17 protein-coding genes are annotated in these 17,149 nt (G+C 60.5%); 5 read left to right on the top strand and 12 right to left on the bottom strand.

Translation table 11 applies throughout. The annotated features are described in order from the left end of the window. Nucleotides 1-20 precede the first annotated feature (20 nt). On the bottom strand, nucleotides 21-953 hold the full coding sequence (locus tag AC1MEW_RS17920) for a LysR family transcriptional regulator (RefSeq protein ID WP_323570094.1): 933 nt from the start codon (nucleotides 951-953) through the stop codon (nucleotides 21-23). A 103-nt stretch (nucleotides 954-1,056) separates the two neighbouring features. Here AC1MEW_RS17920 and AC1MEW_RS17915 point away from each other — a divergent pair, with 103 nt between their 5' ends. Further along, nucleotides 1,057-2,799, top strand: coding sequence for an amidohydrolase (locus AC1MEW_RS17915; protein WP_323570093.1), 1,743 nt, complete (start codon nucleotides 1,057-1,059; stop codon nucleotides 2,797-2,799). Between the two features lie 97 nt (nucleotides 2,800-2,896). Next, on the top strand, nucleotides 2,897-3,634 hold the full coding sequence (locus tag AC1MEW_RS17910) for a TorF family putative porin (protein WP_201203169.1): 738 nt from the start codon (nucleotides 2,897-2,899) through the stop codon (nucleotides 3,632-3,634). Nucleotides 3,635-3,975: 341 nt separating this feature from the next. On the opposite strand, the gene AC1MEW_RS17905 is transcribed toward AC1MEW_RS17910, so the two are convergent. The 11 genes from AC1MEW_RS17905 to AC1MEW_RS17855 all read right to left on the bottom strand — a co-directional run bounded on the left by AC1MEW_RS17905 (nucleotide 3,976) and on the right by AC1MEW_RS17855 (nucleotide 14,926). Next, a complete protein-coding gene (locus AC1MEW_RS17905; protein ID WP_201256966.1) occupies nucleotides 3,976-4,260 on the bottom strand; it encodes a DUF971 domain-containing protein in 285 nt (94 codons plus the stop codon). Beyond that, a complete protein-coding gene (locus tag AC1MEW_RS17900) occupies nucleotides 4,257-5,219 on the bottom strand; it encodes a HEAT repeat domain-containing protein (protein WP_480423049.1) in 963 nt (320 codons plus the stop codon). Before AC1MEW_RS17900 ends, AC1MEW_RS17905 begins: the two co-directional genes overlap by 4 nt. Then, nucleotides 5,216-6,064, bottom strand: a complete 849-nt coding sequence (locus tag AC1MEW_RS17895; protein ID WP_201203162.1) for an ABC transporter ATP-binding protein — start codon at nucleotides 6,062-6,064, stop codon at nucleotides 5,216-5,218. Before AC1MEW_RS17895 ends, AC1MEW_RS17900 begins: the two co-directional genes overlap by 4 nt. Next, complete coding sequence (locus AC1MEW_RS17890) at nucleotides 6,064-6,846, bottom strand: ABC transporter permease (RefSeq protein WP_322268757.1); 783 nt, start codon at nucleotides 6,844-6,846, stop codon at nucleotides 6,064-6,066. Before AC1MEW_RS17890 ends, AC1MEW_RS17895 begins: the two co-directional genes overlap by 1 nt. A gap of 136 nt (nucleotides 6,847-6,982) precedes the next feature. Further along, nucleotides 6,983-8,401, bottom strand: coding sequence for an ABC transporter substrate-binding protein (locus AC1MEW_RS17885; RefSeq protein ID WP_480423048.1), 1,419 nt, complete (start codon nucleotides 8,399-8,401; stop codon nucleotides 6,983-6,985). Nucleotides 8,402-8,706: 305 nt separating this feature from the next. After that, complete coding sequence (locus AC1MEW_RS17880; protein ID WP_007946457.1) at nucleotides 8,707-8,952, bottom strand: 4Fe-4S dicluster domain-containing protein; 246 nt, start codon at nucleotides 8,950-8,952, stop codon at nucleotides 8,707-8,709. Between the two features lie 36 nt (nucleotides 8,953-8,988). Beyond that, a complete protein-coding gene (locus AC1MEW_RS17875) occupies nucleotides 8,989-10,719 on the bottom strand; it encodes a fumarate reductase/succinate dehydrogenase flavoprotein subunit (RefSeq protein WP_322268759.1) in 1,731 nt (576 codons plus the stop codon). Nucleotides 10,720-10,730: 11 nt separating this feature from the next. Beyond that, nucleotides 10,731-11,483, bottom strand: a complete 753-nt coding sequence (locus tag AC1MEW_RS17870) for a GntR family transcriptional regulator (protein WP_201203149.1) — start codon at nucleotides 11,481-11,483, stop codon at nucleotides 10,731-10,733. Between the two features lie 276 nt (nucleotides 11,484-11,759). Then, nucleotides 11,760-12,728, bottom strand: a complete 969-nt coding sequence (locus tag AC1MEW_RS17865; RefSeq protein ID WP_480423047.1) for a Gfo/Idh/MocA family protein — start codon at nucleotides 12,726-12,728, stop codon at nucleotides 11,760-11,762. An 18-nt stretch (nucleotides 12,729-12,746) separates the two neighbouring features. After that, nucleotides 12,747-13,634, bottom strand: coding sequence for a Dyp-type peroxidase (locus AC1MEW_RS17860; RefSeq protein ID WP_201203147.1), 888 nt, complete (start codon nucleotides 13,632-13,634; stop codon nucleotides 12,747-12,749). Between the two features lie 263 nt (nucleotides 13,635-13,897). Further along, a complete protein-coding gene (locus AC1MEW_RS17855) occupies nucleotides 13,898-14,926 on the bottom strand; it encodes an AraC family transcriptional regulator (RefSeq protein ID WP_201257557.1) in 1,029 nt (342 codons plus the stop codon). 206 nt (nucleotides 14,927-15,132) lie between these two features. Between AC1MEW_RS17855 and AC1MEW_RS17850 the strand changes: the two genes are divergently transcribed. The 3 genes from AC1MEW_RS17850 (at nucleotide 15,133) to AC1MEW_RS17840 (ending at nucleotide 17,079) form a co-directional block, all read left to right on the top strand. Further along, entirely contained in the window at nucleotides 15,133-16,083 is a 951-nt protein-coding gene (locus AC1MEW_RS17850; protein WP_480423046.1) for a SphA family protein, read from the top strand. Nucleotides 16,084-16,531: 448 nt separating this feature from the next. Beyond that, nucleotides 16,532-16,816: a DUF3077 domain-containing protein gene (locus AC1MEW_RS17845; protein WP_480423045.1), complete on the top strand. Its 285-nt coding sequence runs from the start codon at nucleotides 16,532-16,534 to the stop codon at nucleotides 16,814-16,816. Next, a complete protein-coding gene (locus AC1MEW_RS17840) occupies nucleotides 16,813-17,079 on the top strand; it encodes a short-chain dehydrogenase (RefSeq protein ID WP_480423044.1) in 267 nt (88 codons plus the stop codon). The genes AC1MEW_RS17845 and AC1MEW_RS17840 overlap by 4 nt, the downstream gene beginning before the upstream one ends. The last annotated feature ends 70 nt before the right edge of the window (nucleotides 17,080-17,149 follow it).

The raw sequence follows: 17,149 nt of genomic DNA, 5'->3' as shown, positions 1-17,149 counted from the left end.
CAAAAGATCGCAGCCTCGTTTCACTCGGCAGCTCCTACAGGGGGCGCCAGCTCAGCCAGAAATTGCGCGATGTAATCGATAAACGCCACCACTTTGGCCGTCGCCCGCCGATGGCTCGGGTACACCGCCAGGATGTGCGAGCCAAAGCTGTCCGGGTCGATGTTGTAGTCGGCCATCAGCCGCACCAACCGCCCGTCAGCGATGTACGGCGCGGCGCTCCACAACGGCGTGTGCAGCAAGCCGCGCCCGGCCAGGGCATTGGCCAGCAGCAAGTCGTAATTGTCACTGCGCAACCGTGGCGACTGCGGTTGCGGCAGGCTCAAGCGCTGGCCGTCACGCTCGGCCCACCAGAATTCGCGGCTGAGCAACGGGTGGCGATACAACAGCCATTCGTGCTCATCAAGGGTTTGCGGCGTGACCGACAAGCCCTTGCGCGCCAGATAGGCCGGGCTGCCGCAGAGCGCCAAGCGATTACTGCCGACGACCCGGGCGATCAACCCCGGCAAGTTGTCGTGACCTTCGCGCAGGGCCAGGTCATAGCCGCTTTCCAGCAGATTGACGAACTCATCGCACAGGTCAACTTGCAGGTTGATCTGCGGGTATTGCTCGAGAAAACCGCCACACACTTGATCAAGAAACGCCTGCCCGTACGCCAGCGGCGCGGTGATTTTCAGGCTGCCGCGCAAGCCATGCTGCATTTGCTCGACTTCCTCGCCGGCCTCCTCCAGCCGCTGCAAAACCTGACGCGCAGTTTCCAGGTAAAGCCGCCCCACTTCCGTCAGCAAAATCCGCCGGGTGCTGCGCTCGAACAGCCGGGCGCCGAGTTCGGCTTCGAGGTGATTGACCGCTTTGGTCAGGGCCGACGGAGTCTTGCCCAATTGCTCGGCGGCGCGGCTGAAACTACCGAGCTGCGCGGTGACCACGAACATTTTTAATGCACCCAACTTGTCCATGCTTTTTCCATTCCGGCAAAAACGTTTTTCGTGAGGGAGGCGTTCTGCTGTGGCTGAGCAGCCACTAATCTGGCCATCAGACGCAATAACAAGGAAATGTTCAATGAAAAGATTCCTCCCGAATCTATTGGTGGCCGCGGTTAGTTTTGCCTCGATGGAAGCCATGGCAGCCACCGACCTGGTGCTGCTCAACGGCAAGATTTTCACCGCTGACCGCGCCCAACCGCAGGTGCAGGCCTTGGCGGTGGAAAACGGCAAGGTGCTGAAAGTCGGCACGGATGCGCAGATCAAAGCCTTGATTGAATCCGGCACAAAAGTCGTCGACCTCGGCGGTAAGACCCTGATGCCCGGCCTGATCGACAGCCATTCCCACGCGATTTTCGGTGGCCTGGAAATGGTCTCGGCCAACATGGAAGACGAGATGGTCGACCTCGATGAACTGGAAAAACGCCTGCGCGGCTGGCGTGACGACGGCAAGGCCAAGCATGGCGATGTACTAAGCGTGGCCGGCATGAGCTCGGCTTACTGGGCGCAGGCAGAAGCCTTCGACAAGAAATTCAACAGCGGCGAATGGGCCACGGTGCCGGTGGTGTTCACCGGCAGCGACCACCACACCGCGTGGGCCAACAATGTAATGCTGGCGCGCGCGGGCATTGATGCCGCGCTGCTGAAAACCCTGCCGGATGCCGAGAAAGACACGATCGGCAAAACCGCCGATGGCCGCCCCAATGGCTTCCTGGTGGACGCCGGTTGGGACCGTGTGGCCTCGAAAATGCCGGTGCCGAGCGCCGCCGACATGCTCAAAGCCGCGCAATCTGCCATGCGTTACAACAACAGCCTCGGCATCACCGCGTGGATGGACCCTGCCGCCAACGCTGCGCCGGGCGAGCCAGTGTTCGCGCTCAAACCCACGGAAAAAACCGTCGGCGTGCTACCAGCCTATAAAGCGCTGTCCGAGACCGGCAACATGAGCGTTCACGTCGCCGCCCTGCTGGTGGCCAATCCAAAAAGCGTACCGGCCGATCTCGACACCCTGGACAAGGTCCGCCAGCAATTCCAGGGCATCCCCAACCTGACGTTGCCGGGGATCAAGATCTTCGCCGACGGCGTGATCGAATACCCGGCGCAGAGCGCGGCAATGATCGACCCTTACACCAACTCGCATAAACAGGGTGAGTTGCTGATTGATCCGAAGCATTTCGGCGAACTGGTCAGCGCCATCGACCAGCGTGGCTGGCTGGTGCACATCCACGCGATTGGCGACCGCGCGGTGCGCGAGTCCCTGAACGGCATCGAGCAGGCGCGCAAGGATCGTCAGAGCGGCATCACTCACTCGATCACGCACCTGCAAATGGTCAACCCGAAGGAGTTCGCGCGGTTCAAACCGCTGAACGTGATCGCCTCGATGCAACTGCTGTGGGCCACCGCCGACGACTACACGCTGGACATGATCAAGCCCTACGTCAGCGCCCTGGCCTTCCGTTATCAATACCCGGCGCACTCGCTGCTGAAACAGGGCGCAACCATTGCCGGGGCCAGCGACTGGCCGGTGTCCTCGCCGAATCCCTTTAATGCCATGGCTCAAGCCATCACCCGAGTCGGCCCGCTGGGCGTGCTAAACGCCGATGAACGTCTCGACCGGGAAACGATGTTCTACGCCTACACCCTCAACGCCGCTCGCACCATTGGGTTGGAGAAGCAGATCGGCTCGTTGAGTGCCGGCAAGCAGGCTGATTTCATCGTGTTGGACCGCGATGTGTTCAGCGTCGACAACAAAGCCCTGCACGACACCCAAGTGCTGCAAACCTGGTTCGCCGGTCGCGAAGTCTACGCACCAACCTTATAAGAAAAATCTTTGCTGCCCGCCCCCGCGACAGTCGCCGGGGTGTGGCGCAGCTTTGCCCGCCCTCTGCCCAAAACAATCAAAACAAAGGCACTGACCCATGAAAGCTTTCACCTTGTTCGCCCTCGGATCCTTGAGCTTATTGCCCTTGAGCAGCCAGGCCATCCCCTTGAATGATGATTTTTCCGTGCAAGTGGACCTGACCCTGGCCAGCGACTATCGAACTCGCGGCATCTCGCAAACCCTGAACGACCCTGCCGTGCAGGCCGGCACCACCCTGGCCCACAGCAGCGGTTTGTATGTGGGCGTGTGGAGTTCGAACGTGGATTTCGGCGGCGGCCTGAAAACTCGCCAGGAACTGGATTACTACGCCGGTTGGCTGTGGCAGGCGACCGATGCGGTGAGTCTGGATGTTGGCTATCTCAAATATGCTTATCCGAAAGAGAGCCAGTTCAACCAGAGCGAGGTGTACGGAATTCTCAGTGCCTACGGGGTGAAACTCGGGGCTTATTACTCGGCGGATGCGCCGGGCATCGACAGCAAGCAGAGCACGTTGTACAGCTACGTAGGCTACGAAACCGAATTGCCTTATGGGCTGGGCCTGAAACTGCGCTACGGCGAAATGGACTTCAAGGACCCGCGCTTGTACTCGTCTGACGGCCATGCCGAGGACGCGTACCACGAATGGGAAGTGAAGCTGAGCCATGAACTGGCCGGGATGATGTTGGGCTTGAGCTACATCGATACTGACCTGTCGCAAAGCCAGTGCATCAGCAATTGGGGTTATGGCGATGTGTGCACCGCGACGGTGGTGGCGAGCATCAGCAAATCCCTCTGACCACCACTAATCACTGTAGGAGCGGGCTTGCTCGCGAAGAGGCCATCTCATCCAATATCAATGTTGACCGGCAGACCGCTTTCGCGAGCAAGCCCGCTCCCACATTTGATCTCGGGTGTTCACTCAATATATGCCCACCGAAGATCCCTTGTAGGAGCGAGGCTTGCCCGCGAAGGCGGCGGCACATTCGGCATTGATGTGACTGACCCACCGCTTTCGCGAGCAGGCTCGCTCCCACATTTGACCGCATTCCAATGTGGGAGCGAGCCTGCTCGCGATGAGGCCATCACATTCAATATCAATGTCGTCTGACGGGCAGCTTTCGCGGGCAAGCCTCGCTCCTACGGGTTTGGGATTAATCCTGAGAGATAGGGCCACGGGTAGATGCCGCGTTCGTGGCCGTCGCTGAAGATCAGTTGCAGGCCGTAACCCTGGGGATTCAACTCGACCACGCGGATGCGTGAATCGACTTTTACCGTCAGGCCTTGCAACCGAAACGCCCGACATTGGGAGCACGGACATTGACGGCGTAACTCGGCGTGATCCAGCAACTGTTCGCGCCCATCCGGCCAGTTCAACCGCAGTTGCTGTTTGTTCTGGGAGTTACCGACGGCCAGCGGGTTCATTGCAACTGACTCAAGGCAATCCGCACCGCTTTGCGCACTTCCGGGTCGCCATCATCCTGGGCGGCCAGCAATGCGGCGATGGCTTGGCGATCATTCAACTCGCCCAACGCCAGCGCCGCTTCCTTGCGCAGGTTGCTGATGCGGTGACCGAGGGTGTCGATCAGCGCGTCCAGGGCCGGGGCATAGCGCAAGCGGCCGAGGCTGCGGGTGGCGCGCAAGCGGACTTGCCAATAATCGTCGCTCAAGGCTTCCACCAGCGCCGGACCGGCGTCAGTGTGGCCGACCTTGCCCAGCGTGGTGGCGGCTTCTTCGCGTACTTGCCAGGCGTGGTCCTGCAACGCCTGGCGCAGCGCCGGCAGTACTTGAATGTCGGACGCCAGGCCGAGGGCGCCGGTGGCGGCGCGGCGGACTTCAGTGTCCGGGTCGGCGCTGGCCAGTCTGGCCAAGGCTGGCAAGGCATCGAGTTGCTTGAGCCAGCCGAGCACGCCGACGGCTTCACGGCGCACGCTTGCATCTTTATCGTTTAAAGCGACCAACGCAGCGCCGGCGGCATCGGGGAACCGCAACTCGCGCAAGGCCCTGAATGCGGCGATGCGCACGTTAACCTCGGCATGCCCGGTCCACGGCAGAATCACCCGGCCCGCGGCTTCACTCTTGAGCAGGCTGAGGCTCTGCGCGGCGGAAGCTTGCACGGCCAACGAGGGATCGGTCAGCGCCTGGCACAACGCTTCAACCACCGGTTCATCCTCCCAGGCTTCCAGCAGCCGTGCGGCTTCGGCGCGGACTTCTTCGGTCGGGTCTTCAGCCAGGCGATCGACCAGCCAGAGCAAACCGTCCGGTTCTTCAAGATCAGCCAGTTCGATCAGCGCGATGCGGCGCACGCCGGGGTCGTCGTCGGTCAGACGCGGTTGCAGGGCAAGGATGTCGTCGTTATCGGTTACATCGAAGAGAGAGGTCATAGGGCAAACCGCGGCAGTTTGTTTTCAGGAGGAAGTCCGAGGGGATTCAGGCGGGGTAACTGCCGACCGTCCTCGTGACGCAGCAACTCGAGGCAATGACGCTTCAAGCGGGAAAATTCGTGGCTTGTCACCAATTCGGTGGTGCGTGGACGGGGGAAGTCCAGGCGCAGATCCTCGATGATTCGCCCCGGCCGCGAACTCATCACCAGCAGGCGATCAGCGAGGAACAGCGCCTCGTCGATGTCATGGGTGACGAACACCACGGTGGTGCGAATTCGCGTCCAGATGTCCAGCAACAGTTCCTGCATGTTCAGCCGGGTCAGGGCGTCGAGGGCGCCGAAGGGTTCGTCCATCAGCAACAGCCGTGGGCGGTTGATCAGCACCCGGGCGATTTCGACCCGTTGCTGCATGCCACCGGAGAGCTGATCCGGCCAGCGTTCGGCAAAGCCTTCCAACCCCACTAACGCAAGGATTTCATCGGCGGCTTTATGGCGTTCGGCTTTGCCGATGCCGCGCATTTTCAGGCCGAAAGCGACGTTGTCGCGCACCGTGCGCCAAGGGAACAGCGTGTGGTGCTGGAACACCATGCCGCGTTGCGGGGACGGGCCATCGATAGGCGCCCCATCGACATTCAGCGTACCGGCGCGGGGTTGCAGGTGTCCGGCCAAGGCGCCGAGCAAGGTGGATTTTCCACAACCCGACGGCCCGAGAATGCAGACGAATTGCCCCGCTTCAATTTGGCAATCCAGGCCTTGAACGGCTTCAAACGCCGCGCGGCCCTCCCCCAGGCTGATCGACAAACCGCGAATCTCGATTCGCCCTTCCGGGTGTTGAAAGATGCTCATCAGGCTTTTCCTCGTGGTCGATGCCAAGGTGTGAACAGCCCGCCCAGACGCTTGATCAGCAGGCTGCTGCCCATCCCGAGCAGGCCGATCAGCAACATGCCGACGACGATGTCGGCGTAGTTCTGGATGGTGTAGGACTCCCAGGTGTAATAGCCGATGCCGTACTGGCCGGAGATCATTTCGGCGGTCACCAGGCAGAACCACGAAGTGCCCATGCCGATGGCCAGGCCGGTGATGATGCTGGGCGCGGCGCCAGGTAGGATCACTTCCAGCAAGATCGCCCGACGCCCGGCCCCGAGGCTTTTCGCTGACGCGATCAGTCGAGGGTCAACCCCTTCGACGCCGTGCACGGTGTTGAGCAGGATCGGGAACAGCGCGCCGGTGAAGGTGATGAAGACCATCGACAGTTCTGACGAGGGAAACATCAGGATCGCCAGGGGAATCCAGGCGACAGCCGGGATAGGTCTTAATACTTCCAGAGGCGGCAGCAGCAAGTCCTCGGCCCACTTCGAGCGGCCGATAGCCAGGCCCAGGGCGATGCCGATGATCAGCGCCGCGAGGTAACCGGCGAAGACCCGGCTGAGGCTGCTGCTCAGGTGCTGGGCAAGTTTGCCGGAGTCACCGAGGCCGAGGGCGGCGTGGATCACGGCCAGTGGGGTCGGGACGTTGGCGAAGGTGACCAGGCCAAGGTTCCAATGACCGCTCGCGGCGAGTTGCCAGAATAAAAGGCAGAGCAGCAGTGAGGCGGCTCGGGGGAGCCAGCGCAGATAGGATTCGTACACAATAATTCCTCTCAACCCAAAACCTGTGGGAGCGGGCTTGCTCGCGAAAGCGGTGGGCCAGGCAACATTAATGTTGAATGTCAGCCCGCCTTCGCGAGCAGGCTCGCTCCCACGGGGGATTGTGGTGCTCCAAGGGTTAGCGAGCGGCAACGGCTTGGGTGGTGGCGTCGGTGAAGTCGAAGACTTTGCCGCCCTGGGCCGTGGCGAATTGTTGGGCCTGGCCCTTGAGCAGGAACGCACTGAGCCGGCCTTTCGCGTCACTGGCAAACCACGCCTGATCTGCCAGCAACTTGATCCCGCTGTCACTCGCCTGGGCATACACGGCGCGGATGTTTTTGCCGTCCTGCTTCAGGGCAGCCAACGCGGTGAACGCCGACTCCGCCGAGGCGTACTGCCGGACTTTCGGCTCACCGCGCACCCAAATCTCCGCCACATGGCTGAAATCGCTGATGGCTTTGCCGCTCGACGCATCCACTGCTTTGAGCGGCGCCTGCGCGTAGTTGGCCAATTGCGCGGTGTAATCGAGGTTCGAAGCCTTGAACGCGGCGCGAATGTATTGATCGTCAATAAACGTATTGAGATCGAGCCCGCGATCAGCCTTTTTCAGCAGCTTGAGGGTATCGATAGCCGTACCCACCGCCTGACGGTATTCCGGCTTCCAGCTCAGGTCGCGGGTCTGCACGCCCAGTGGACCGTGGAACAGGTAATTCACCTCGGCATCGACTCCGGTGACTTTGGCGATCAGCTCGCTGTACTTCTCCGGTTCTGCGGCCAGCAGTTGATTCGCCTCAATGCTCGCCCGCAGGTAAGCGACGACGATTTCCGGATACTTTTTGGCGTAGGCCTGATCAACCAAAGCGCCATGGAACGTCGGCGCGTTGGCCTGGGCGCCGTCATAAATCTTGCGAGCAAAACCACGACTCGGGAACAGTTCAGCGAACGGAACGAAGTCGGCGTGGGCGTCGATTTTCCCGGCCTGCAACGCCGAACCGGCAACTTCCGGCGGCTGGGCGATGATGTTCACGTCCTTGAGCGGGTCCCAACCCTGGGCTGCCACGGCACGCAGCAACATGCCGTGGGCGGTGGAAGCGAACGGCACGGAAATGGTCTTGCCCTTCAACTCCGCCAGCGACTGCACGCCCGACGCGCTCGGCACCACGATGCCGTTGCCGCTGCCCTTGATGCTGCCCGAGAGCACGCTGATAAACAGGCTGTGCTTGCCGGCGGTTTCGAACGCCACGCCATTGAACGCGCCGGGGAAATCGGCCATGGCGCCGAAGTCGAGCTTGCCGGCGACCATCTCGTTAGTCAGAGGCGCGCCGCTGGTGAAGTTCTTCCACTCCACTTCATAGTTGGCGTCTTTGTATTGGCCATCGTGGGGCAGGTATTTATCCAGCAGGCCAAGCTCGCGGATCAACAGACCGCCAGCGGCGCAATTGATCGTGGTGTCCTGGGTGCCGATGGCAATGCGGATGGTTTCCGCTTGCGCGGAGAAGGTGAATGAGGCCAGTACCAGACCGGCTAATGCTGCACGCAGCAATGTTTGCAAAGACATGGGTGAATCCCCTCGAATCATTTATTGGATATTCGTCTCCGCCACGATCAGGGCGTGGTGGGAAACGAGGGGTGTTTGGAATCTGGCGTCCGGTGGTTGCCGGATGGCTTCTTGGGCGTTTGGGCTGGCCTCTTCGCGAGCACGCTCGCTCCCACAGTTGATCGTTGGTGAGCGCGGTATTTGTGTTCGACATTCGATCCAATGTGGGAGCGGGCTTGCTCGCGAAAGCGGCGGGTCAGTCGACATCAATGCTGGATATACCGACGCCTTCGCGAGCAAGCCCGCTCCCACATTGGAACTGTGTTTCAGCGCAACAGGTACGGGATCTCTACTTTCACCGCCCCGGTCGGGCAGTCCTTTTCACAGGGCATGCAGTACCAGCATTCGTCAAAGGCCATGTAGGCCTTTTGCGTGGCCGGGTTGATCGCCAGCAGGTCCATCGGGCAGACGTCGACGCACACGGTGCAGCCTTTGTGGGCGATGCACAGGTCTTCATCGACCGTGACTGGCGCGTTGGAGCGGAAGAAGATTTCCTGGGGTTGATAGGCCATGGTTCGGACTCTCTTGGTGCTCTCTTGGTTTAGGCGTCAGGCCGCAAACGCGCCGACCCGCAGCCGGTCGTAGGCCTGCATTTCTTCGGCATCGAGCGGGATGATGTAAGGCTCGACGGCTTTCTTGAAACTGGTCATCTGGCCGTCGTCGCCCTTCTTCAGGTGGCAATGGCAAAACCAGTCGCTGTCGTTACGTTGCGGGTGGTCAACCCGGTAGTGGTAAAGCCCCCAGCGACTTTCGGCGCGAAACAACGAGGCCCGGGCGGCCATCTCGGCGCAGTCGCGGATCATGCTGACTTCCATCGCGCGCATCAGTTCGTGGGCGTTGTGGGCCTTGATCTGATCGAGGTCGCGCTGGATATCGCTGAAGCGTTGCAGGCCGATTTGCATCTTCTTCGTCACTTTCGGCGGTTGCAGGTAGTCATTCACAAAACGCCGCAGCTTGTATTCGACTTGCGCCGGCGGCAGACCATGTTCGCGATCCAGTGGTGCGTAGACCCGTTGTTTTTCCGTCTCTATCTGCTGGGCATCGACGGCTGAAAACTCGCGCCCGGCCACGAAATCCGCCGCGTTGGTGCCGGCGAACCAGCCATACGTGAACGCGCCGAGCATGTAGTTGTGCGGCACCGCCGCCATGTCACCCGCCGAATACAAACCCTTCACCGACGTCTCCGCCCGCTCGTTGACCCACACGCCAGACGCCGAATGCCCGCTGCAAAAGCCGATCTCCGAGATGTGCATCTCGACCATTTGCGTTCGGTAGTCAGTGCCACGATTGGCGTGGAACTGGCCGCGACTCGGGCGCTCGTTGCTGTGCAAGATCTCTTCGATGTTCTGGATGGTTTCCTCGGCCAGGTGATCGAGCTTGAGGAACACCGGGCCGTTGCCGCTTTCGAGTTCCTGGTGGAACTCCCACATCATCTGGCCGCTCCAGTAGTCGCACTCGATAAAGCGCTCGCCCTTGTTGTTGGCGGTGTAGCCACCCAATGGGCCGGTGACGTAGGCGCAGGCCGGGCCGTTGTAATCCTTGATCAACGGGTTGATCTGGAAGCATTCGAGGTTCGCCAGCTCCGCGCCGGCGTGATACGCCATCGCGTAACCGTCACCGGCGTTGGTCGGGTTTTCGTAGGTGCCCATCAGGTAACCCGAGGACGGCAAACCCAGACGCCCGGCCGCGCCGCAGCACAGGATCACGGCTTTGGCCTTGATCACATGGAAGTCGGCGGTGCGGCAATCGAAGCCCATCACGCCGTTGACTGCGCCCTCTTCATCCGTCAGCAACCGGGTGCAGACCAGCCGATTGGTGATACTGACCCGCGCCCGTTTCAACTGGCGATACAGGACTTTTTTGATGTCGTGCCCTTCCGGCATCGGCAGCACGTAGGCGCCCATGTGGTGGACCTTTTTCACCGCGTAGTCGCCGGTTTCGTCCTTCTCGAACTTCACGCCCCAGCGGTCCAGTTGCTCGATGGTTTCAAAGCTGTGGGTCGCGTAGGCGTACACCGCTGCCTGATTGACGATGCCGTCATTGGCGATGGTGATTTCCTTGGTGTACTGCTCCGGCGTCGAGTGGCCGGGAATGATCGCGTTGTTCAACCCGTCCATGCCCATGCTGATCGCGCCACTGCGTTTGACGTTGGCCTTGTCGATCAGCAACACCCGCAGATCGCGATTGCGTTCCTTGGCCTTGATCGCCGCCATGGGACCTGCGGTACCGCCGCCGATCACGACGATGTCGTATTCCTGTTCCAAAGTGGCTCTAGTCATGGAGTTGCGAGTCATGCCTGATCCCCTTTTTGCCGGTCGATCCGCAAGCGGTACTGGAAGGCATCGCCGCGGTAGTAAAGGTGTTCGAAGTCCACGGGCTGGCCGCTGGCGTCGTGGGTCAGGCGCTCGATGCGCATGATCGGCGAGCCGGGTTCGACGTTCAGAGCCTGGGTCAGGTCGCTATCGGCCAGCACAGCGTCGATGGCCAAATCGGCATGTCCGAGGGCCAGTCCGCAGTCGTTTTCGAGGATCAGGAAGATGTCGCGGGTGACCAGGTCAGCCTTCTCCAACCGCTCGCCGATGGCTTTTGGCAGGTAGGTGATTTCCAGCGAGATCGGTTCACGGTTGATCAGCCGTACGCGTTTGATCTGCGCCACGGTTTCACCTTCGGCGACCTGCAAGCGTTCGGCGACCAGTTTGTCGGCGGCGATGAATTTGAAGCTGCGCAGGCGGTTGATCACCTCGTAGCCGCGACCGGTCATGGACTCGGCCAGGCCTTGCAGGGTGCTGACGTTCTGGAACGTCTTGGGCTTGGCAACGAAGGTGCCTTTGCCGTGAATCTTGAAGATCAGCCCTTCTTTTTGCAGATCGCCGAGGGCCTGGCGCACGGTGATGCGGCTGACTTTGAACAACGCACCGAGCTCGCTTTCGGACGGCATCTGGCTGTCTTGCGGATATTCGCCGTCGAGGATGCGGGCGCGGAGTACGTCGCGCAGTTGAGTGTGCAGTGGAACGCTGCTTAGGGAGAGAACGTTATCGGTCATCTGAGATCACTTGTTATAACGAGTTATGACGTGATCTTAGAGAGGTGATGCGGGGGTTGAGAAATATTGTTTGGGTATAAGGTTAGAGCGGTCTGTCAGACGAGCACAAACCATTGTGGCGAGGGGGCTTGCCCCCGTTGGAGTGCGAAGCGCTCCCGTGCATTCTTTCAGTCATACCAAGTTTGCAGGTTTTGCGACTGCTGCGCAGCCGAACGGGGGCAAGCCCCCTCGCCACAGGAGGTCACTAGCCACAAAAAAGCGAAGCTGCGAAAATATTCAGCCGCGCTTGAGGATCTGGTCCATCACCCAATCCGTCTTCAACGCTTCGCCGGCCACCGCCGGATGCTGCGCTTCACCACGGATATGCGCATTCATCCCCAGCACGTGATGCCACTGGATGTGTTCAGGATGATCGATGTTCAGGCTGAGGGTTTCGTCGGCTTCGAGCACCACAGGATGCTCATCAAACACCGAAAAGCTGATCCGGCCCTTACTGCCAATCACCTCGACCCGATCCTCACGCCGATCCGCCACAAAGTTCCAGCAACCCATGCCCGTGGCACCCGAAACAAAGCGCCAACTGGCGGTAACGGCATCTTCAGCCGCATACAACCCGGCTTGCCGCGCAGTAAAACCGGCGACTTCATTGATATCGCCGAGCAAGTACTGAAACAGGTCGAAACCATGGCTGGCCAGGTCGGCAAAATAACCACCACCGGCAATCACAGGATCAGTGCGCCAGTTATCCGAGCCACCCAAATCCGCCGGTGAAGCAGCCTTGGTCAGCGTCCAGGTCAGGTGCCGAACCTCGCCGACCCGCCCTTCTTCCAGCCATTGCCGCACTTGCTGAAAGCGCGGCAACGAACGTCGGTAGTAGGAAACGAACAAGTGCAAACTGGCAGCGCTGAACACCTGCTGCATTTCTCGACTTTGCCTGGCATTCAGCGACATCGGTTTTTCGACGCAGCAATGTTTGCCGGCGGCAGCAACCATCAGGGCATAAACGTGGTGACTGTCGGGGGGAGTGGCGATGTACACCGCGTCCACCTCGGGATCGTTGATCAGCGACTCGGCATCGGTGTAGACCCGGGCGATACCGTGGCGTGTGGCGTAATCGCTCACGACCTCCAGCCGTCGCCCCATCACCGCCACCAGCGCCGAACCGGGCGCTTTGTAGAACGCCGGCCCGCTCTTGCGTTCGGTGACATCCCCACAACCAATCATGCCCCAGCGCACCACGTTCATACTCACTCCTTGATGTGTTTAGCCAATGCGCAAAGCGCGCAGGTCCAGATGACCGTCCTTGAGCGGCGGGCACCAGTAGTAGCCGCCGGTGATCGGACGACTCATGCGATACAAACCATCCGTGATGCCGTCTTCCAGACCGCTCATGCGCCGCAGTTGCGCTTCGAAGGCGTCGAGGGAGAAGCCGAACGCAAGGAACATCAAACCGGCGCGATGGCCTTCGATCCACGGCATCGAGCGGCGCACCACGAAGGCTTCGGGGGCGAAGCTTTCCTGGGCGGTGCGTTTGACGTGAGCAGAGATTGGCGCGTCATCGAGTTCTTCGTTGTCGCTCAGGCGCCGGCCCATGATGTTGTCCTTTTCATGGGACGGCATGGCGTTGAAGCCCTTCAAGTCATGCTGCCACTGCTGAATCGCGGCGAAGCTTCCCCCCACCATGCCGTCAGCGCCGTCGCCGACCAGTGCGGCGGCTACGGCGGCTTCATCGTGAGGGTTTTCAGTGCCGTCTTCGTAACCGGTCAGGTCATGGCCGGTGAGGTGGCGGAAGGTTTCGTTCATCTGCACCAGGCGAAACGCCGGGGCCAGCGCGGCTTCGATGGCGGTGCTGCGATTGAGCAACTCGCCACGGTCAACACCGTGCAACCAGCACCAGAGGGCGTGTTGGGTCGACGGGTTGTCGACGCCGACGCCGGTCATGGCCGGGAACGCTCGCAGGCCTTCGACCTGACCGTGCAGGGCCTTGACCAGGGATTCACCGAAACCGACCACCGCCGACTTGCCGTCCACCAGTTGCATCAAGTTGTCGAGCGCGGCCGGCAGTGCGGCGACGGATTCGAGGGCGAAGAACATATGACGGGCTTGAGGCGGAACAGGGGTGGCGAGAATGCCCGGCTGGTAGTAACTCATATGAACTCCTTTAGAAAGAAGCGCGAAGTTTAACCGTTGCGGGGGCATGAAGGGCAAGGAAACTGGCAATACCCGAGGGCTGAACACAGCCCCGTGGTAAGAAACACTGTGGCGAGGGGGCTTGCCCCCGTTCGGCTGCGCAGCAGTCGTAAAACCTGCGGACTCGGTATGACGGAAAGAATGCAGGGGAGCGCTTCGCACTCCAACGGGGGCAAGCCCCCTCGCCACAGAGCTCGCTCCTACAGGGATTGGCGGCGCTAAATTTATGAACTGACCCGAAACGCCGTCGGGCTCATCCCGGTCCAGCGCTTGAACGCCCGGCGAAAGCTGCGCACATCGCTGTAGCCGACCTCCTCGGTGATCCGCTCGATCGACATCTCGGGGTTAGCCAACAGGCTCAGGGTCCGCGCCTGGCGCACTTGTTCCAGCAAGGTTTCGAAGGTCAGGGCATGTTCGGTCAGGCGTCGGCGCAAGGTGCGGCTGCTCATGTTCAGGTCGCCGGCAATCTTTTCGATGTGGCTGCCTTGGGTCAGGTCCCGGGCAATCGCCCGCTCCACGGCTTGAATCAGATCAATTTTCTGGTGAACCTGCGCCGCTTCCAGCTCCAGCAACTTGACGGCCTGACGCAACGCCAGCGAGTGATGGTTGGGCAGTCGCACGTCCAGCCAGTGAGCGGCGATCACCATGCGGTTTTGCAGGCAACCAAAACGCACGTCCGGCCCGAGTAAACGCTCATATTCGGCGACGTAATCCGGCGCGGCATGGACGAACTCCACCGCCATCGGCTTGAAATCGGCCCCGACCAACGCCCGTCCGTACACCAGCAGGCTGGCGAAAAACTCCTCCACCGCAAACAACTGCACCTCGGTAAACGGCAAGCGGCATTCGATATCGACAAACACCCGATCGCCCGCCTCCTCCACGCTCGACACCACGATGCCGCCGGAGGTGTGTTGATGGCGGATGCCCAGCTCAAACGCATCGCGCAGGGTCTTGCACAATGACAACACATGCCCGAGCAGCCCCAGGGTGCCAAGCACGTTCTGCGCGCCAACCCACAAACCGAGCCCGCGATTGGGCAAGACCTTGAGCGCGCGCTGGATCATCGCCACGGCCTGGCGGTAGGAAATACGCTGCGCCGGGTCCTGGAGATCTTCAAGGGTGAAGCCCAGTCCCCGGCAAAGGCTCTCGGGATTGACCCCTTTGAGCTCGGCGACTTCGGCCAGGGTTTGCAACAGGAATGGCGAAACCAGCGCCAGTTCGTAGGTAGGGTCGACGACTTTCATTGGCATGGGGCAAGACATCCCGGATCAAGCTGAATTCTTATTTTTTGTTACCGGTTATCTCGAGGAAAGTTAGCACAGGGTTTAACGACTGTCCGCAGAAGTCCCCCTATGTGGCCGCCAATACCCTGCCCGCCAAGGCCCGAACCGCTTATTTCTATGCAACGGCCCGCGCGGCCGGCGGTGCCTCCCTAACAATAATAATGAGTACACCCATGAACCCGACCCGCACGACATTCTGCTTGCGACTGGCCGTCAGCCTGGCCGGCGTGTTTGCCACTCACTTGCAGGCCTTGGCCACCGAGGCCGGCGTGGACAATATCGGCCCTGGCACCGACGGTTTTTTCATGCTGCCGCTGGATGTGAACAGCCTTCCGGACAACATGGTGGCGTTCAACGTCTACTACAACCATTACAAATCCACCAAATTCCATATCAGTTCCCTCGGCGGCAAGGTGCCGGATGTCGATATCGAATCCACCGCCGTGATCCCGCGCCTGGACTACCTGAGCCCGCTGCACGTGTTCGGTGGACGGTTAGCCGGTTACATCGCGCAACCCTGGCTCAAGCAGGAAGTCTCGGTGTTCGGCTTGCATGACACCCGTGAAGGCATGGGCGACACCACCGTTGCGCCGATCATTCTCTGGGACATGGGTAAAAACCTGACCCTCGGTGCCGCCGTGGAAGTCACCGTACCGACCGGCGAATACAGCTCTGATCGCCTGGCCAATACCAGCAACAATTTCTACACCTACAAGCCGCTGTTTTCCTTCACCTGGCTGCCGACGGACAACACCGAGGTATCGATGAAGACGACGTACAGCTTCAACGAGAAGAACAAGGACACCGATTACAAATCGGGGCAGATTTTCCACTTCGACTATTCCGCCAGCTACAAGATCACCGACGACCTGATGCTCGGGGTCAACGGCTACTACTTGAAGCAAACCACCGACGATAAACAGTTCGGCCGCACCGTGCAGTTCAACGGCGAAGACGTGAACGACGGCGTGCGCGGCCAGGTGTTCGCCATCGGCCCGGCGCTGCACCTGACCTTCCTCAAGTACGCCAGCGCCGAGATTCGCTGGGCCAGGGAGTTTGATGTCGAGAACCGTCCGGAGGGCGACATGCTCTGGGCGAAGGTCAGCATTCCGTATGCGTTTTGACCGGTTACCCACCAATCAATTGTGGGAGCGGGCTTGCTCGCGAAAGCGGTGTCACATTCAAAATTGATGTCGGCTGACCCACCGCTATCGCGAGCAAGCTCCCACAGGGGACAGGTGTTCTTTTCGGCATCGGAAACCACCTACGGGCAAAGCAGCCATTTCAGGCCTTGCGCCGGTTGACTGCCCTGTCCTCACTCCCTATCCTCGCGCCTGTCACGACTCATTCGTGATCGGGTTTGACGGCCTGGCTTCAAATCTCAAGACGTATGGTTTCCTTAACTTTGCACGCGTACAACTTCGTCCGCAGCAAAGTCATATGGTGACTGTGCGTGGGGCACCTTCGGGTGCGCCGGGTGCTTGAGACCGGTCCGTCAACCTGCGCACAGTTGCCACCCATTCGTTTGACGGCGAGCAAGTGGTAACCCCTACTTTCTCAAGAGTTAAACCAATGACCAACGCAACCACAAAATCCACCCCCTTCGCCCCCTGCGATCACGTTGACCACCACCTCTTCGCCGTTCAACCCGACATTCCACTCCTCGACGCCCTGAAACACGCTTGCGTCTACCTCAGCTGCGCCGAAGCCCTCGCCCATCAAGCCCCCACCGCCACCCGCCCGGAACACATCGCGTCATTACGCTGGGCCAGCAAGCACATGCTCGACACCGCGCGCTCACTGGTGCAAGCCTCCATCGACGGTTTGCATGCGGCGCAAGCGGGAGGTGAGGCATGAATACGCATATGCCGATGACCAACAACGATGTCGATATTCCAGTGTTGATGGTCGCCACACAGGCGCCGTTGGATGAGTTGCACGGTAGCGCGGCCAGTCGTTTCCTGGCGGTGACGCAGATGATGGAGAGTTTGGCCAGTCTCGACATTACTCAGGCCAAAGGCGCTGATGTGCAGCAACTGGCGAATGCGGCGGCGATGCTGCTGCGTGATGGCTGTGATGTGATGGATGTGTTGGGGCGGCGGATTCGGGCGCGGGTTTGACTGCTTGATTTGATGTTGTTTGTGCTGACGTCTTCGCGAGCAAGCTTTGCTCCTACCGGGGATCTGCGGT

Source organism: Pseudomonas sp. ASL4 (genome assembly GCF_056680395.1).
This window is presented reverse-complemented; position numbering and strand designations above follow the sequence as displayed.

Excerpts from the sequence above, each read along its gene's own strand:
- AC1MEW_RS17850 (WP_480423046.1), top strand. The coding sequence starts at position 15,133 with ATGAACCCGACCCGCACGACATTCTGCTTGCGACTGGCCGTCAGCCTG.
- AC1MEW_RS17915 (WP_323570093.1), top strand. The coding sequence starts at position 1,057 with ATGAAAAGATTCCTCCCGAATCTATTGGTGGCCGCGGTTAGTTTTGCC.
- AC1MEW_RS17885 (WP_480423048.1), bottom strand. The coding sequence starts at position 8,401 with ATGTCTTTGCAAACATTGCTGCGTGCAGCATTAGCCGGTCTGGTACTG.
- AC1MEW_RS17880 (WP_007946457.1), bottom strand. The coding sequence starts at position 8,952 with ATGGCCTATCAACCCCAGGAAATCTTCTTCCGCTCCAACGCGCCAGTC.
- AC1MEW_RS17895 (WP_201203162.1), bottom strand. The coding sequence starts at position 6,064 with ATGAGCATCTTTCAACACCCGGAAGGGCGAATCGAGATTCGCGGTTTG.
- AC1MEW_RS17845 (WP_480423045.1), top strand. The coding sequence starts at position 16,532 with ATGACCAACGCAACCACAAAATCCACCCCCTTCGCCCCCTGCGATCAC.
- AC1MEW_RS17840 (WP_480423044.1), top strand. The coding sequence starts at position 16,813 with ATGAATACGCATATGCCGATGACCAACAACGATGTCGATATTCCAGTG.
- AC1MEW_RS17905 (WP_201256966.1), bottom strand. The coding sequence starts at position 4,260 with ATGAACCCGCTGGCCGTCGGTAACTCCCAGAACAAACAGCAACTGCGG.
- AC1MEW_RS17860 (WP_201203147.1), bottom strand. The coding sequence starts at position 13,634 with ATGAGTTACTACCAGCCGGGCATTCTCGCCACCCCTGTTCCGCCTCAA.
- AC1MEW_RS17870 (WP_201203149.1), bottom strand. The coding sequence starts at position 11,483 with ATGACCGATAACGTTCTCTCCCTAAGCAGCGTTCCACTGCACACTCAA.
- AC1MEW_RS17875 (WP_322268759.1), bottom strand. The coding sequence starts at position 10,719 with ATGACTAGAGCCACTTTGGAACAGGAATACGACATCGTCGTGATCGGC.
- AC1MEW_RS17865 (WP_480423047.1), bottom strand. The coding sequence starts at position 12,728 with ATGAACGTGGTGCGCTGGGGCATGATTGGTTGTGGGGATGTCACCGAA.
- AC1MEW_RS17920 (WP_323570094.1), bottom strand. The coding sequence starts at position 953 with ATGGACAAGTTGGGTGCATTAAAAATGTTCGTGGTCACCGCGCAGCTC.
- AC1MEW_RS17900 (WP_480423049.1), bottom strand. The coding sequence starts at position 5,219 with ATGACCTCTCTCTTCGATGTAACCGATAACGACGACATCCTTGCCCTG.
- AC1MEW_RS17855 (WP_201257557.1), bottom strand. The coding sequence starts at position 14,926 with ATGCCAATGAAAGTCGTCGACCCTACCTACGAACTGGCGCTGGTTTCG.
- AC1MEW_RS17910 (WP_201203169.1), top strand. The coding sequence starts at position 2,897 with ATGAAAGCTTTCACCTTGTTCGCCCTCGGATCCTTGAGCTTATTGCCC.